This window comes from Novacetimonas pomaceti (assembly GCF_003207955.1).
GTDB classification, from domain to species: Bacteria; Pseudomonadota; Alphaproteobacteria; order Acetobacterales; family Acetobacteraceae; genus Novacetimonas; species Novacetimonas pomaceti.
In genome coordinates, this window is sequence record NZ_NOXG01000035.1 from 1 (window position 1) to 14,697 (window position 14,697).

At 60.9% G+C, this 14,697-nt stretch carries 15 protein-coding genes and 1 pseudogene; 6 read left to right on the forward strand and 10 right to left on the reverse strand.

From position 1 onward, the window contains the following. Window positions 1–172 precede the first annotated feature (172 nt). The 8 genes from CFR71_RS14045 to CFR71_RS17010 form a co-directional block, all read right to left on the reverse strand. Window positions 173–1,423, reverse strand: a complete 1,251-nt coding sequence (locus tag CFR71_RS14045) for a carbohydrate porin (RefSeq protein WP_239020142.1) — start codon at window positions 1,421–1,423, stop codon at window positions 173–175. A 294-nt stretch (window positions 1,424–1,717) separates the two neighbouring features. Beyond that, window positions 1,718–3,319, reverse strand: a complete 1,602-nt coding sequence (locus tag CFR71_RS14050; protein WP_025440176.1) for a B12-binding domain-containing radical SAM protein — start codon at window positions 3,317–3,319, stop codon at window positions 1,718–1,720. 633 nt (window positions 3,320–3,952) lie between these two features. Next, complete coding sequence (arsH, locus tag CFR71_RS14055) at window positions 3,953–4,651, reverse strand: arsenical resistance protein ArsH (RefSeq protein ID WP_025440177.1); 699 nt, start codon at window positions 4,649–4,651, stop codon at window positions 3,953–3,955. Between the two features lie 20 nt (window positions 4,652–4,671). Then, window positions 4,672–5,967 (reverse strand): arsenic transporter, encoded by a 1,296-nt coding sequence (locus tag CFR71_RS14060; protein WP_025440178.1) that lies wholly within the window; start codon window positions 5,965–5,967, stop codon window positions 4,672–4,674. Beyond that, the gene (arsC, locus tag CFR71_RS14065) at window positions 5,967–6,389 is read right to left on the reverse strand and encodes an arsenate reductase (glutaredoxin) (RefSeq protein ID WP_025440179.1); all 423 of its coding nucleotides are present in this window, start codon (window positions 6,387–6,389) and stop codon (window positions 5,967–5,969) included. Before arsC ends, CFR71_RS14060 begins: the two co-directional genes overlap by 1 nt. After that, window positions 6,386–6,739, reverse strand: coding sequence for an ArsR/SmtB family transcription factor (locus tag CFR71_RS14070; RefSeq protein ID WP_025440180.1), 354 nt, complete (start codon window positions 6,737–6,739; stop codon window positions 6,386–6,388). Before CFR71_RS14070 ends, arsC begins: the two co-directional genes overlap by 4 nt. A 366-nt stretch (window positions 6,740–7,105) precedes the next feature. Beyond that, the gene (locus CFR71_RS17005; protein WP_010509905.1) at window positions 7,106–7,483 is read right to left on the reverse strand and encodes a multicopper oxidase; all 378 of its coding nucleotides are present in this window, start codon (window positions 7,481–7,483) and stop codon (window positions 7,106–7,108) included. Beyond that, window positions 7,410–7,763, reverse strand: coding sequence for a multicopper oxidase domain-containing protein (locus CFR71_RS17010; RefSeq protein WP_231289981.1), 354 nt, complete (start codon window positions 7,761–7,763; stop codon window positions 7,410–7,412). The genes CFR71_RS17005 and CFR71_RS17010 overlap by 74 nt, the downstream gene beginning before the upstream one ends. A gap of 284 nt (window positions 7,764–8,047) precedes the next feature. Between CFR71_RS17010 and CFR71_RS14090 the strand changes: the two genes are divergently transcribed. Both CFR71_RS14090 and CFR71_RS14095 read left to right on the forward strand, forming a co-directional pair. Next, on the forward strand, window positions 8,048–8,677 hold the full coding sequence (locus tag CFR71_RS14090) for an ABC transporter ATP-binding protein (RefSeq protein ID WP_025440182.1): 630 nt from the start codon (window positions 8,048–8,050) through the stop codon (window positions 8,675–8,677). Next, window positions 8,674–9,483, forward strand: coding sequence for an ABC transporter permease (locus CFR71_RS14095; protein WP_010509899.1), 810 nt, complete (start codon window positions 8,674–8,676; stop codon window positions 9,481–9,483). The genes CFR71_RS14090 and CFR71_RS14095 overlap by 4 nt, the downstream gene beginning before the upstream one ends. 96 nt (window positions 9,484–9,579) lie before the next feature. On the opposite strand, the gene CFR71_RS14100 is transcribed toward CFR71_RS14095, so the two are convergent. After that, a complete protein-coding gene (locus CFR71_RS14100; RefSeq protein ID WP_010509898.1) occupies window positions 9,580–10,665 on the reverse strand; it encodes an ATP-grasp domain-containing protein in 1,086 nt (361 codons plus the stop codon). A 40-nt stretch (window positions 10,666–10,705) separates the two neighbouring features. Between CFR71_RS14100 and CFR71_RS14105 the strand changes: the two genes are divergently transcribed. Together CFR71_RS14105 and CFR71_RS14110 are read left to right on the forward strand one after the other, a co-directional pair. Further along, window positions 10,706–11,614 (forward strand): methyltransferase, encoded by a 909-nt coding sequence (locus tag CFR71_RS14105; protein WP_010509896.1) that lies wholly within the window; start codon window positions 10,706–10,708, stop codon window positions 11,612–11,614. 19 nt (window positions 11,615–11,633) lie between these two features. Then, window positions 11,634–12,518 (forward strand): iron-containing redox enzyme family protein, encoded by an 885-nt coding sequence (locus CFR71_RS14110; RefSeq protein WP_010509894.1) that lies wholly within the window; start codon window positions 11,634–11,636, stop codon window positions 12,516–12,518. 25 nt (window positions 12,519–12,543) lie between these two features. On the opposite strand, the gene CFR71_RS14115 is transcribed toward CFR71_RS14110, so the two are convergent. Further along, a protein-coding gene (locus tag CFR71_RS14115) for an IS3 family transposase (protein ID WP_095666531.1) occupies window positions 12,544–13,654 on the reverse strand; the annotation gives its coding sequence in 2 pieces (ribosomal slippage) (window positions 12,544–13,408 and window positions 13,407–13,654; 1,113 coding nt in all). Between the two features lie 339 nt (window positions 13,655–13,993). Between CFR71_RS14115 and CFR71_RS14120 the strand changes: the two are divergent. Beyond that, window positions 13,994–14,355: pseudogene (locus tag CFR71_RS14120) on the forward strand (IS5 family transposase); the annotation flags it as partial. Between the two features lie 61 nt (window positions 14,356–14,416). Then, on the forward strand, window positions 14,417–14,697 hold a 281-nt coding region (locus CFR71_RS14125), incomplete at its 3' end, for a transposase (RefSeq protein ID WP_207781402.1).

Here is a 14,697-nt window from a genome sequence, read left to right on the forward strand (position 1 = left end):
CGCATACAACTGCAAAAGAATGGCACGGCTTCAGGCAGCATAAGCCGGGTCAGCCTCGGCGTTATCAGCCGCAAAATGCCCAACCCGACAGGCTGCTAGATGAACCTGGAATGAAAAGGCGGGACAACACAGTCTGGTCGGATCTTTTCAAAAAAACCTTGTACAGAGTGGTTCAGAATGTTACGCTGCTATGCAGACCGAAGATGGCTTCGTCATGCACATGCTGCCCTTTATTATCGAGAACACCACCACTGGGCGATATGATGCCCTGAATATCAGGCTGAAGCATGAACCATGGCGTGATTGGGATCTGATAGGTCAACTCCAGATGATATTCGGTGCCCTGCATGGGCAGGCCAGAACGCCGGTCCGCCTGGGCAAGATAGGGACTAGCCGCCCCCAGGCCCGCACCAAACCCCGCCATGTCGCCTGCACGTCCAAACGGCCCCTTCAGGGACAACCCAGCATCTGCGGCATAGACGATCTGGTTGCGGTCGGTGTCCGCTGTCCAGTTCCCCCGAATGAAAGCGTCAAGCTCCGTTATTCGCCCGAAATGCTGCAGCGTCTGATCCGCAATGGCGTAGACGGCCCAGTTGGTTTTATGGTTTTTTCTGAGATCGGACTGGTCGGGAAAGCGTCCGGTATCAAAGTAACCGCCAAGTTTATATGTGCCCTGCCTTCCGTACAGGGTCCGCCGGTACTGGACCTCCCCGAAGAAAAGAGCGCCCGTGCGGAAACTGAAGCGCGTGCCACCGGGGTCGCGGTTTTGGTTCCACGGGTCCTTCGCGTTGATGAAGGGGCCGCCCACAGGATTGTCATCGGCTGCCGCGAACAGGAAATTCCAGTGTGGGGACAGGGTATAGCGCAACCGTATCGCAGGCGTGGCCACGGGGGAGACGGGGCCTTGGTCATACAGGTCATTATCGGGCATGATGGGCCAGGAAAAGGACGCGTTGAGGAAGTTCAGCCCGACGCTGCTGACCATGAAGTCATGCCCGAGATCCAGCTTGCCAATCCGGAAGGCCAGGCGTTCTCCCATGAATTTCTGGCTGTACCACAGTTCATATAGCCGCCCGTTATCATCCGCTTCGATATTCGATGTCTGGTTGAAAACATACAGGGGCGTATTACTGAATGGTCGCCCACGGATTTCCATGGCGCTGATGTCAAATGTACCCAGTGGCAGGCCCGTCAGGGTGTGCAGATCCGTCACCATTTCAACCGCGGCGGACCCGATGTAGTTGCTGGATGCCTGCGCGCCCCCCACCGGGTTGGACCAGAATTCATTGGTATCCGATATACGGATATCAATTCCCTGTGCCAGCAGCCAGTTCCGTATTCCGCCCCAGTTGCCGGACAGATGGGTGCGCGGGTCAATATGGTCGGGAATATTCTGCTGTGGCGTAACGCCCGCGCTCAGCACGCTTACGGGAACAGGCTGGGCATATGCAAAAGAGCAGGTTTTCAATAATATGATTGTATGTAACCATATATGATGATTATGCCAGATGCGCCTCATTTTTCGAAAAAATATCGTATAATAAAATCTAAAACAAATTATTTATTGAACAATTCTTTTCATTAATTCAATATATATTTTGATAAGTGGAATAGCTTCGTTATGTCGGAATTTATACGAAATGCGCTTTAACAGGCAATGCATATTAGCGCCTTTATTGTACATCATGCATACTCCTTCATCTTCCCTTAACACGGTTTAGGCTGGCACGAGTTCTGCCTTGACATGACGTACAACGGGCGGCACATGCCAGCGGCCCTGTTCCACATCCGCGATCTCGCGGTCGATCTCGGCAATGACCTGGCGTGAAAACGGGCCAAGATGCAGGTAAAGCGCGCTTGTCATCACCACATAGGGCAGCGCGCGCGGGTTATGCAGGGCGCAGTCCAGCATCATGCGCCAGAACTGCCCGGCCGTTCCCGGCCCCGCACGGTGGATGCGGAACATGAGCCGGACAAAGCTGCGCAAATCACCCTTTATCATCCGGTGCGCGCGCTTGCGCCCGAGCATCCGGCCCAGCCTGCGCACGCGGCCGAAATAGGCGACTGGGTCATAGATGGCCGCAAGCACCGTCCTGTAATCGTTCAGCACGTCGCGACGCGGGCGTTTTGTCTCGAAATTCAGCCCCGCCGTGCATTGGTCGCCCGACTGCGTCTGTTCACTGCCGGAAAAAAGGCGGCCTTCCGCCAGCAGGCGCCGCGTCAGCTGCGTCGTGGGCAGGGCGTAAAGCAGGCCGACCATGCAGACTGGGATGGACGTATCCTCGATACAGTCGATCATGCCCTGGGCGACACTGCCCTTTTCGCTGTCGAAACCCACGATGAAGCCCGCATTGACGAAAATCCCGGCCTTGTGGATTGTCTCGATGCTCTGCTGCAGGCTGCGCCGCGTGTTCTGCTTTTTCTGCATCAGCACGAGGGAGTCTGTATCCGGGCTTTCGATGCCGACGAATATGGCGAAGAAATTGGTATCGGCCAGGCTGCGCAGCAGGTCGGCATCATCGGCAAGGTTGATCGATGCCTCGGTCGAGAACTCGAATGGAAAGTTCTTCTCGTTCTGCCAGCGTTTCAGGTCGGGCAGGAATTTCTTGAGCGCCTTCTTGTTGCCAATCAGGTTGTCATCGACAAAATCCACATGTCCGCGATAGCCAAGCGCGTACAGGGCATCGAGTTCGGCCATGACCTGCGCATTGGTCTTGGTGCGCGGCACTCGGCCATAGAGTTCAATGATGTCGCAGAACTCGCAACTGAACGGACACCCACGCGAGAACTGGATGCCAACATGTAGGTACTGGTCAAGCTTGAGCAGATCAAAGCGCGGCAACGGACTTTTTGTAACATCCGTCTTGCCCATTGGTGCTTCAAACACGCCCTGCCGCGCACCGCTGCGCCAGGCCGCGACGAAATCATCCATGATTTCCTCGGCCTCGCCCAGTACCTGAAAATTGGCGGCGCTGTAAAGCGATGGGCTAGAGGTCACGTCGGGGCCACCCACCACCACCGGCTTGCCGCGCGCGCGGCAGGTCTCGATGATGTGCAGCGCATCATTGCGCTGCGGCAGCATGCCGCCGGTCATGACCATGTCGGCCCAGTCGTAATCGGCATCCACAAGGTCTTCGGTATTGCGGTTGACCAACCGGACTTCCCAGTCCCGGGGCAGGAGGGCTGCGACCGTGACCAGGCCAAGGGGGGCCGCCGGATAGCGTGCGCCCGCAAGATCGCAGGCTTCCTTGTAGTTCCAGAATGAATTGGCGTTGAAAAGCGGGAAGATCATCAGGACCTTGCAGGTTTCGGTCATCATGCAAGGATCCATTGCTGCAAGGACTGGTCATGATCAAGACAGATGCCTTCCCGTCCATTTCGAGACGTGGCAGCCTCAGGCAGGGCGCAACTCGACTGTAAGGGTAACATGGGGTGAACCCCTTTCGTAGTGGTGTCGGTCAGGTGGGCCGGTACAATATCGGTGACCGCCACTATTGCTTTTATCCTGGTAATCTCGAACGACCGTGGCCAACGGCATGAGCAGGCTATGATGCCCAGGCACATCAAGGCGGTATAGGAAGATCGCTATATGCGAAATCAGGACACGGTGTTTGTCTTCACGTCAGGAGGGTGTTGACCACAAGAACCTTGGTAGTTTCTTGTGGATCGTGACGGATTTTACTGTTTATGGAGGTTTTCAATTGGAAATATTCCATAACGCTATGTTCATGACAAAGTATTTCTTTTTGTTTTTACAAGAGCTTTGATAAAGCGACAAGATGGTCGCACGAAGATTGGGGTTTATTAATCCAGATCACAGGATCACGGATACGGTAAGCCTGAAGTGTTGCCGCTTTGGCGTTGGCTGGAGCGTAGCAGGCTTACGGCCCCGCAGCATGGCCGCCATCCGCAATCACCACGTTGAACGGTTCCGTCCCGTCCCGTCCCGGCCTCACCGCGCTTCAGGCGGGCGATGGTCCTGCCTGCGCTCGCTATAGCGATCAACGAGGTAATCGGCCCGGTCCCGCAGCAGCCATGTGAACTTCATCAGTTCCTCCATGACATCCACCATGCGGTCATAGAGCGGGGAGGGCTTCATCCGGTCATCATCACCGAATTGCGTATAGGCCATCGGCACGCTGGACTGGTTGGGGATGGAGAACATCCGCATCCATCGGCCCAGAACCCGCAGGGCATTGACGGAATTGAAGCTTTGCGATCCGCCTGAGACCTGCATCACCGCCAGCGTGCGGCCCTGCGTCGGACGGATCGAGCCTTCGGACAGTGGCAACCAGTCGATCTGGTTTTTGAACACAGCGGTTATGTTACCGTGCCGTTCGGGGCTGCACCAGACCTGGCCTTCCGACCAGAGCGAGAGTGCGCGCAGTTCCTGCACCTTCGGATGGGTGGCAGGTACGGAATCCGCCACCGGCAGGCCGGTCGGGTCGAATATCCGCGTTTCCGCGCCGAGGGCTTTCAGGATGCGCTCCGCCTCCAGCACCAGCAGGCGGCTGAACGAGCGTGGTCGCAGCGAGCCATAGAGCAGCAGGATGCGGGGCGGATGGTCAACCCGTGGGTGTGGCTCAAGCCGCGCGAGGTCAACCCGTTCGAGATATTCCGGATGCAGGGCGGGCAGGTCAGGTGCGGTCATGGAGCGGTTCCCTTCATGCGTTACGGGTGGCTGACCCGGGGCAGCCACAGGGCCAGCGCGATGAGCGTGGCCAGCAGGACCGGCGGGGTGATGGCCAGCCCGACCTTCATGTATTGCCCCCACGTGACCCGATGATTCTTGGATGCCAGCACATGCAGCCACAGCAGTGTTGCGAGACTACCAATGGGCGTGAATTTCGGCCCGAGGTCGCAGCCGATGACGTTGGCATAGATCATCAGGTCGCGTGTCAGCGGCGTGATGTCGTGAGCCTGCTGGATCGCCAGCGCCCCGACCAGCACACTCGGCATATTGTTCATGATGGACGACAGAACAGCCGCTAGAAAGCCGGTGCCGATGGTGGCCGTGAACGTCCCTTGATGACCGAGCCAGACCAGTGCGGTCGCAAGATAGTCGGTCAGCCCGGCATTGCGCAGCCCATAGACCACCAGATACATGCCTAGGGAGAAGATCACGATCTGCCACGGAGCACCCCGCAGCACCTTGCGAACAGAGATCACCCGGCCATATCCGGCGACGAGCAGCAGGATTGCAGCAGCCAGGCAGGCTACGACACAGACCGGGATATGAAACGGCGCGGTCAGGAAATAGGCCGCCAGAACCAGGGCTAGCAGCGGAAATGCCGCCCGGAATACATGAGGGTCACGAATGGCCGTGGCAGGTGCGGGCAGTTCGGCGACGGGATAGGTCGCAGGCACCTGCCGCCGGTACCACAGCCACAAGACGGCCAGCGTTGCACCAAGTGCTACCAGATCGACAGGGACCATGATCGTGGCATAGCGATCGAACGCAATGCCAAAGAAATTGGCGCTGACGATGTTCACCAGATTGGAGATGACCAGCGGCAGGCTGGTGGTGTCCGCGACGAAGCCGGTCGCTATGATGAAGGCCAGGGCTGCAGTATGGCTCAGGCGGAGCTGAGTGAGGATGGCGATGACAATGGGCGTGAGCAGCAGGGCCGCGCCGTCATTGGCGAAAACCGCTGCAATGGCCGCTCCCAGCACCACGATCAGCGGGAATAGCGTCTGGCCTCGCCCTTTGCCCCAACGCACCGCGTGCAGGGCGGCCCAATGGAAGAACCCGGCCTCGTCCAGCAACAGCGAGATAACGATCAGCGCGATAAAGGTGAAGGTCGCGTCCCAGACGATGTGCCAGATGACCGGAATGTCGTGCCAGTGGATCACACCAGCCGCCAGAGCCACGGCGGCACCTGCCATTGCGCTCCAGCCGATGCCCAGCCCCCGAGGCTGCCAGATGACAAAAACCAGCGTGACAACGAAAATCAGAAGCGCCAGCATCAGACGATCCGCTTTCCGGATTCATCGACGGTTTTCTCGTTGTCCGCTTTGACGAATGCGCCCTGCTGTGGGTTGGGCAGGATGTCCAGAACCGTCTCGGACGGACGGCAGAGCGCAACGCCGAGCGGGGTGACGACGATCGGTCGGTTCATCAAGATTGGGTGTGCGATTATGGCATCGATCAGCGCGTCATCGCTCAGGGCCGGATTATCGAGGCCAAGTTCGTGAAAGGGCGTGTCCTTTTCCCGCAGGACCGAGCGCACCGGAACGCCCATAAGGGCAATCAGATCGACCAGTTCCGCACGATTGGGAGGCGTTTTCAGATACTCGATAATGCGAGGCTCCTCGCCGCTGTTGCGGATCAGTGCCAGCACATTGCGCGACGTGCCGCAGGCCGGGTTGTGATAGATCGTGATGGTCATGAGCAGGATTCGGGGGACGGACAGCAGGAGGACAGGGTCGCGATCAGGGGCGCACAGAGTTCGGGACTGCCCGCACAGCAGTCCCTGACGAGGAAGAGCATCAGGTCCTGCAGGCGAGAAAGACAGGCGCGATAGACGATCTGCCGACTGTGGCGTTGCGCGCTCAGCAGGCCGGCACGTGTCAGGATCGCGAGGTGGGTCGAGATCGTGTTCTGCGGCATATCAAGATGGCGAGCGACATCTCCGGCGGGCAGGCCGTCCGGTTCATGGCGCACAAGCAGGCGGAAGATAGCCAGCCGCGTGGACTGGGACAGGGCGCTGAGCGCGGCAAGGGCCGATTCCATATCCATATATCTTTGATTGTGGATATATAAAATAATGTCAATCCCTGTCCTGGCGCGGGGGGGGGGCGTACGTTCATGCATAAGCCATGAGAGCCTGTGTTCCTTACCCTGCTTGCCGATGGAGGCACCATGATAGATCGATTTCCGGCCGCCATCCTGTCAGCCTGCCTGATCCTGACCAGTGCGACGGCCCGTGCGGATCCGCCATGGGGGCATGGCGGTCATGACCGTCGTGGCAGTGGCGGGGCCGTGACTGGCGGCGCTACCATGGCCTGTGGGCACCGCCATCAGGCTATTACTGGATGCAGTCCGGAGCGCAGTACCTGCTTGTGGCGGCGGTAACCGGACTGATCGCGGGCGTGGTTGCTGCCACTACAGGCGTGGCGATGCCTGTACCGGTCGTGCCGGTCGTGCCTGCTTACCCGACGGCGCCCTATCCGGCAGCACCAGCTTATACGCCACCTTATTGAATGGGCCGTTGATCGTGAATGACCTGTAGCCGACCTCGAACCCCTTCGTCCCTTGCGTGGCGACCGCGTCGGCGCCCTTTCCCAGCCGCTGGAGTTCGGCTACCGGGTCGCCCGCAAGCGCACCCACCGCCATGTCGCCGCCACGGCTGAAGAATGGCGCGAATTCCTTCAGCACAAGGAATATCTCGCGGTCATGGGCGCCAGGATTATCCTTCGGCTCGATATAGACCAGCCCGACCTGCCCGGTATAGGTACCACGGTTGAGATCGCCCCCGGCCATGCCAATGCACCAGTTCCGGCGTATCGGTATCATTGAAGATGTCGATCACGCTGAGCCTGCTTTCCTCAAGCCGCAGCAGGGGGCCGGGAAACTGGCCATTATAAAGCGTGGTTGAAATGATGCGCCCGGGGGCAAGTTCGACCTGTCCCGTGGCGATCCGCAGCGTATGGTCCGCTTTTCCACCCATGACGGGGCCAGCGCCACGGCCCCGGCGCGGGATCATGGCCGCCGGCGTCGTTCGTCCGGACAATGCCAGAAAGGAACGGCGATCCAGCATCATGGTAATATCCGATTATGGGCAAACAGGCAGGGTTCCCAACGCCTACAGCGTTGGCCGGTTTCATCGGGCTGGCGCGGGGGCAGGCCGTCCTGTCGCCGGGACCTGTCCATAAATGGACCGTAGCCCGGGCCATGCACACCGGCGCGATGCCGGTCGCCATGTCCGGCGAGGATATAATATTTCCTCATATCGAGAAATTCAGATATGGGAAAAGGCCCGGGACTGGACGCAACGTGGCTGATGTCTTCGCGCGAACGGGCAGGGATGGCTGTTCAGGAGGATGGATGACTGTAGCGACAGATCAGGCCAGGCCTGTGGCGCTGGAGGTACTGGCCTTGCGCAGCGTCCATGGTGGCCCGTTTGCATTCACTGTCCCGGCGGGGGCGTGCGTGGCGATCACCGGGTCATCAGGCAGCGGGAAGTCGGTACTGCTGCGCATGATCGCGGATCTTGACCCGCATGAAGGCGATGCACGCATCGATGGACAGGCCTGCTCGGGCATGCCTGCGGCGCAGTGGCGCCGCCTGGTGCAATATGTCCCGGCGGAACCTGCGTGGTGGTCCGATATCGTGCTGGACCACATGGTGGATACGGACGCGGTGCGCGCGCTGGTCGCGCGCCTTGGCCTGCGGGAAGACTGCCTGCGCTCGCCGCTGTCACGCCTGTCCACGGGGGAACGCCAGCGGCTGTCCCTGATCCGCGCCCTGCTGCTGCATCCCCGTGTCCTGCTGCTTGATGAACCCTGTTCGGCGCTGGATGCCGCCACGACGGACAGGGTTGAAGCCGTTCTTCAGGAGGCAAGGGCGCAGGGGACGGCCATTGTCCTGGTCTCGCACGACATGGGGCAGGCGGGGCGCATGGCCGGGACGCGGTTCCGGATGGCACGGGGACACATGGAAGAAATCGCGCCATGACACCCATAGTGCTGACGACCGGGGACATGCTGGTGGCCGCTGCCCTGATCGCCATCGGCAGCGCGCTGTCGTTCCTGCTGTCGCTGGGGTTGCAGCGGGTGCTGCTGGTTTCCGCCGTGCGCATGGCGGTACAGCTTGCGCTTGTCGGCAGTGTGCTTTTGTTCGTGTTTGGTCATGCCTCCGTGTGGCTGACCATCGGGCTGCTGGCCTTCATGTTCACCGCCGCCGCCCGGGAAGCCGGGTCACGCCAGCAGGTCCGCCTTGGTCTGTGGTGGCATTTCGGGATCGCGGGTGCCTCCACGGTAACAGGGACGGTCATCGTGGTGCTGATCGGGCTGTTGACCGGCCTCCAGCCCCACCCGTGGTATGTGGCCCGCACGGCCATTCCCCTGACGGGCCTGCTGCTGGGCAATGTCATGAATGCAACAAGCCTGTCGATGAATACACTCCTGTCCGCCATCACGCGCGAACGGCAGGCCATCGAGGCGCGGATCATTCTCGGCGCGACCCGCGCGCAGGCAATGAACGGCCTGATTCGCCAGGCCATCCGGACGGCCCTGCTGCCGACGCTGAACCAGATGGCGGCCGCCGGGATCATTACCATGCCCGGAATCATGACAGGGCAGATCCTGGCGGGGATGAACCCCTTGGCAGCCTCAAGGTACCAGGTCCTGCTGATGTCACTTATCGTCAGTGGCAACCTGATCGGCGCGACAGCCGCGGCCTACCTGGCAGCCTGGCGGCTGACGGACAGCCGGGGGAGGCTGCGACTGGAACGCCTGCTTCCCCGATTGCAGAAGGGGTGAGGCGGTGGAACCACGTATCATGGCATGACAGCGCCGATCAGGGTCATACAGATGCGGAGCCTGTTTCCAGATCATGATCCGGGCTGCACATATGAACTAATTGGACGAAGGATAGCGCCGCATCAGCCTGAGTTGCCGCCACCATGCCGTGGCCAGCGCCATTGCGCTGATCGGGACCGCGCCATCGGCCCGCATCCGGGCCGCCAGCGCGAACAGGGCCGCCTGCTTGGCGAACACGCCACGATAGGCATCCCGCAGGCGCATCGTCGGGTCCCAGAACTGGATGGCTTCGGATCCGGCGCCGTTGATTTCGATAATCCGGAACTCTCCGCGTTGCAGGGCCGCCTCGCTGCCAAAACGTACGTCCAGGCGACCGAAATGGAAGCCGTGCATGGAGCGGGCTATGGCATCGACACGGTCTTCAAGGGCAGGGGTATTGAGCCGCATGGCATCCTCATAGCGGCCGCCCACCCGCAGGGACGCGACCGTGCCAAGGATGACGCATTCGCCACGCATCGGAACATGGTCAATCCCTCTGGTGGAAAGGGCGCGCCGGTAATGCCCGATCCGCGAGCACAGCCGTGGGTCGGCGGCCATCAGGGCCGCGATGGAACGCACGCCGTCGCCCGTGACCTGTGGGGAATGCCGGATGGCGAGACCGATAAGGCGGCCATGGGCTTCGGTCGGGCCACGGCTGTAGAACAGTCCGGCCTCAAAGGGGCCGGGCACGAATTCCTGCAAGAGGAAGCTGGCGTCGGGGGGGAAGGCCGCGATGTAGGCCGTCAGCCCATCTACGACATCGATCCGTCGCACGCCATGGCCGCACCAGCCGATATCGGGCTTGGCAACCAGCGGGTAGCCCAGTGTCCGCGCCATGGACGCTGCCGCCGGGATGTCAGCGGGGGAGACGAGGACGGTACGGGCGACCCATGGCGCATGCGCCTGACCGATCCGGGCCAGGCAGGCTGCTTTTGATTCGCCTGCCAGTCCCCCGGTCTCGATCGCCGGATTGACCACCGATGGCAGCGTCAGGCTGCGATAGCGTAGCCCCAGCCATAGCCACTGCAGGACAAGGGGTATACACAATACCGGCTTCGGAAGCCGTTCCATCGCACCAAAGCTGCAGGCGTTGCCAGCATGGTGGGAACAGGCGTAATTCGTGCTGCGTTGGGGCTTCATCATGGACAATCCTATCTTCCCCGCGGCAGTTCGGGATCACGCAATGCAACAGGTGGGGATCACGCTGTTGCGATCAGGCTACAGGTTTGTCTGCCCCACGCCAGAGACCCAGCGCCGCGTCAACGCGCGACCGGGTAATGGGTGGGCGGCGAACCCCGTCGATATCTTTGGCTGGAGCCGGCCCTTCCGGCGTGATGCGCTGCCCGTGTCCCTCTTTGCGCAGGCGACGGAAGCAGGGATGCTTGTCGCTGATAACGGGGCCTGGCGCAGCCGGTTCCGGTTCTCCACGCTGGGGGGCAACGGGTTCTTCCATTCCGCCTTTCCCACCGTGGCGGCGGATGCGGTGTTCTTCGGCCCCGACAGCTACCGGTTCGGCGCGGTGCTGGCGGCCCACCTGCGCTCCGCCCCGCCGCCCGTGCGGGCAGTGGACATTGGCTGCGGCACGGGACTTGGCGCGATCATGATTGCACAGGTCTGCCCGTCAACCGAAGTGGTGATGGTCGATATCAACCCCGACGCATTGCGGCTGGCGCGGATCAACGTTGGTCTTGCCGGCGTCGGCGGCATCATGGCGTGGCAGGGCGATCTCCTGTCGGGGCTTTCGGGTGCATTCGACCTGATCATCTCCAACCCACCCTATCTGCCCGATCCCGGTTGCAGACTGTACCGAGATGGCGGCGGCAGGCTGGGGGCGGGCCTGTCACTGGCGATTGTCAGAACGGCCATGGAGCGGCTGACGCCCGGCGGGACGTTGCTGCTCTATACCGGGACCGCAATCATCAATGGGGACAATCCCTTCCTGCGCGATGTGGTGGCCCTGCTGGATGGCCGGGAGTTTACGTGGGCGGCCACTGAGCTCGATCCGGATGTCTTTGGTGAGGAGCTGGAGAATGGTCCGCTATCCACGGCGGAGCGGATCGCGGTGATCTGCCTGACCGTGACACGGCGATAGCAGGAGAGGAATGGTGTCAATGAACAATATCCTGACGGGCAAGAGTAGCGACCGGGCGCAGCGGGAACTCCATCTGGCACTGGCCGGGCTCAATCGTCTAAGGCTGACGCCGTGCCTGCCCGAGGAGGACGGTGCGGCGGGACTGGATCTGCCCCGTCTGCTGGCGGAGGAAGCGGGTTTTCTGCGCTCCCTGCGCGAACAGGTCGCACCGATCGCCGCCCAGGCTCCCCGGGAGCCCGCGGCTTTCCTCGCATGGTTCGAGGAACTGGAACAGACCGGTCCCGGCCAGCACGACAGCCTTTTCCCCTGGCTGGCGCATGATGCATCCCGTGAGGCCATGTGCTGGTTCCTTGAACAGGAAGCCGCAGGGGAAGCGGGTTTCGAGGACCTGACGGCACTGGTCCAGGTCCGTATGCCAACGCGCCCCAAGTTGGAATTGGCGCGCAATTACTGGGACGAAATGGGTCATGGCCGGGAAGCCGGCATGCACGGTCCGATGCTGGCGCATTTGGTCCATGCCCTCGGGCTGCGGTCCCAATCGGAGACGACGGTGTGGCAGTCGCTGGCCCTAGCCAACACCATGTCCGGTCTGGCCTGCCGCCGGCATCTGGCGTTTCACGCGGTCGGCGCGTTGGGCGTGATCGAACTGACCGCGCCGGGTAGGGCGGCCATGGTCGCGGCAGGGCTGAAACGATTGGGCGTGCAGCCCGATGACCGGCATTATTTCGACCTGCATGCCGTGCTGGATGTGCGCCATTCCGCAACATGGAATGCAGAGGTTATCAGCCCGCTCATCGCGGAAGATTCGCGTCGTGCCCCGGCCATCGCCGAAGGCGCCCTGATGCGGCTGGAATGTGGCGCGGCCTGCTTTCGCCGCTATCGGGATCATCTGGGCCTGAAGTGACCCTACCCCGAGCGTGCCCTCAGTTTTAAGTTAGGGTCTGTGGGTTGCTGTATGCCTTGTCGGTGTGTTGAGCGAAAGCCTCTGGGGTCATGCCCCCGAGGCTGGTGTGGGGCCTGACGGCATTGTGGTCAGGCCGCAAGCCCTTGATGACCGAACGGGCGTGGGCGAGGTTGCGGAACAGGTGCTCGTTGAGGCATTCGTCACGGAACCGGCGGTTGAAGCTCTCGATGAACCCGTTCTGCTGCGGATTGCCTGGTGCGATGTAGTGCCACAGCACCGACCGTTTTTCCTGCCAGGCCTCGATCGCGTTCGAGGTCATCTCGGTGCGGTTGTCACGGACGATCATCATGGGAAAGCCGCGCTGTTCCCCGATCCGGTCGAGTTCGCGGCCGAGCCGTTCGCCTGACAGCGACGTATCCGCTACCAGCGCCAGGCACTCTCGCGTGTAGTCGTCCACCACTGTCAGCACACGGAAGCGTCGTCCGTTGTTCAGCGCGTCCGAGACGAAGTCCAGGCTCCATCGCTGGTTTGGCCCGTCGGGCAGCATCATCGGCGAGCGCGTGCCCATCGCCCGTTTACGGCCGCCATGCTTACGGACTGACAGCCCTTCCTCGCGATACAGCCGGAACAGCTTCTTGTGGTTCATCACCAGCCCCTCCCTGTCGAGCAGGATCTGCAGGCGCCGATAGCCAAATCGTCGTCGCTCTGCAGCCTGTTCACGCAGCCGCCCCCGCACTGTGGCATCATCCGAGCGGCGTGACGCATAGCGCCAGGTCTTCGGATCCATACCAATAAGCCGGCAGGCCCGTCGCTGCGAATAGTCTTTCTCCCGGATCGCGCAGGCCACGGCGTCCCGCCGCAAACCGGGCGTCACGAGTTTTTTGCCAGCAGGCCTTCAGCGTCGAGACGTCCATTACGCTCTCCGCCAGGAGCCGCTTCAGCTTCGCGTTCTCTTCTTCAAGAGCCGTCAGCCGACGCGCTTCCGACACTTCCATGCCGCCGTATTTCGACCGCCAGGTGTAGAAGGTCGCGTCGCTGATCCCGTGCCTGCGGCACAGATCCGCAGCCGTCGCGCCCACCTGATGCTCCTTCAGGATCCCGATGATCCGCTCCTGTGTGAAACGTGCTTTCTTCATCGTCTGTCTCTTATGGACAGACCTTACTTCAAATCGAGGGCATTTCAGGGGGCAGGGTCGATATTCCCGAACTGGGAACACTGGGAAATGGACAGGTTGTTGGGCTCGCAGACCAGGCAGTGAGGAAAGTGGCAGGGTAAAAGCTTTATTCGGGTTGGTCGGATTCATGTCAGAAACGCTCTGTACATGCCTACTCTGGTTGCCATGCGGCATAACCCTGACCTTCGAAGCATCTATTTTACGGCGTGTCGTCAGTTAAGCCCTGAATGTGGCACGTGTGGGTTGTACTTTATGGCTGCGTGTGCTGACTGTTTTCCCAGTTTTGGGGGAGACAGAGGGATGCGGCGCTATGGTTTACGCGATGACCAGTGGGAGCGGATAAAGGATCTTCTCCCCGGTCGTGAGGGTTATGTCGGCGGCACTGCGGCGAACAACCGTCTGTTCGTGGAGGCGGTACTGTATCGCTATCGCGCGGGCATTCCATGGCGCGACCTTCCTGCCCGTTTCGGGGACTGGAAAAACGTGCACCGGCGTCTGCGCCGCTGGTGTGAAAGCGGTGTCATCGAACGGATATTTCGTTATCTGGCCGCTGATCACGACAACGAATACATGATGATCGACAGCACAATTGTCCGGGCGCATCAGCATAGTGCCGGAGCTCTCAAAAAAGGGGCACGGATCAGGCCATCGGACGATCACGGAGAGTGTCCGATCTTCTGTGTATAATTGATCTGGTCCATACTTCACCGAAAGGAAGTATGAATGACCATCTCGAAGGAACTCCTGGACGAATTGCTGACGGGCGTGAAGCGTCCTGAAGACCTGCTCGGAGACAGCGGGTTGCTGAAGGAGCTGAAAATTCGGCTCATGGAGCGTATGCTGGGTGCAGAGTTGAGCGCGCATCTGGGCTATGAGGAAGGCAAGGCTGCCCCGCCGGGCCAGTCGAACCGGCGGAATGGCTCCACGACCAAGGTGCTGAAAGGCCAGGACGGCGCCTTTCCGGTGACGGTGCCGCGCGACCGCGACAGCAGCTTTGAGCCGGA

Coding starts and splice junctions, on each gene's coding strand:
- CFR71_RS17010 (WP_231289981.1), bottom strand. CDS start 7,763: ATGATGCTGGATCGCCGTTCCTTTCTGGCATTGTCCGGACGAACGACG.
- CFR71_RS17005 (WP_010509905.1), bottom strand. CDS start 7,483: ATGGCCGGGGGCGATCTCAACCGTGGTACCTATACCGGGCAGGTCGGG.
- CFR71_RS14090 (WP_025440182.1), top strand. CDS start 8,048: ATGACTGTAGCGACAGATCAGGCCAGGCCTGTGGCGCTGGAGGTACTG.
- arsC (WP_025440179.1), bottom strand. CDS start 6,389: ATGACCATCACGATCTATCACAACCCGGCCTGCGGCACGTCGCGCAAT.
- arsH (WP_025440177.1), bottom strand. CDS start 4,651: ATGACCGCACCTGACCTGCCCGCCCTGCATCCGGAATATCTCGAACGG.
- CFR71_RS14050 (WP_025440176.1), bottom strand. CDS start 3,319: ATGATGACCGAAACCTGCAAGGTCCTGATGATCTTCCCGCTTTTCAAC.
- CFR71_RS14105 (WP_010509896.1), top strand. CDS start 10,706: ATGCAACAGGTGGGGATCACGCTGTTGCGATCAGGCTACAGGTTTGTC.
- CFR71_RS14100 (WP_010509898.1), bottom strand. CDS start 10,665: ATGATGAAGCCCCAACGCAGCACGAATTACGCCTGTTCCCACCATGCT.
- CFR71_RS14060 (WP_025440178.1), bottom strand. CDS start 5,967: ATGCTGGCGCTTCTGATTTTCGTTGTCACGCTGGTTTTTGTCATCTGG.
- CFR71_RS14095 (WP_010509899.1), top strand. CDS start 8,674: ATGACACCCATAGTGCTGACGACCGGGGACATGCTGGTGGCCGCTGCC.
- CFR71_RS14070 (WP_025440180.1), bottom strand. CDS start 6,739: ATGGATATGGAATCGGCCCTTGCCGCGCTCAGCGCCCTGTCCCAGTCC.
- CFR71_RS14110 (WP_010509894.1), top strand. CDS start 11,634: ATGAACAATATCCTGACGGGCAAGAGTAGCGACCGGGCGCAGCGGGAA.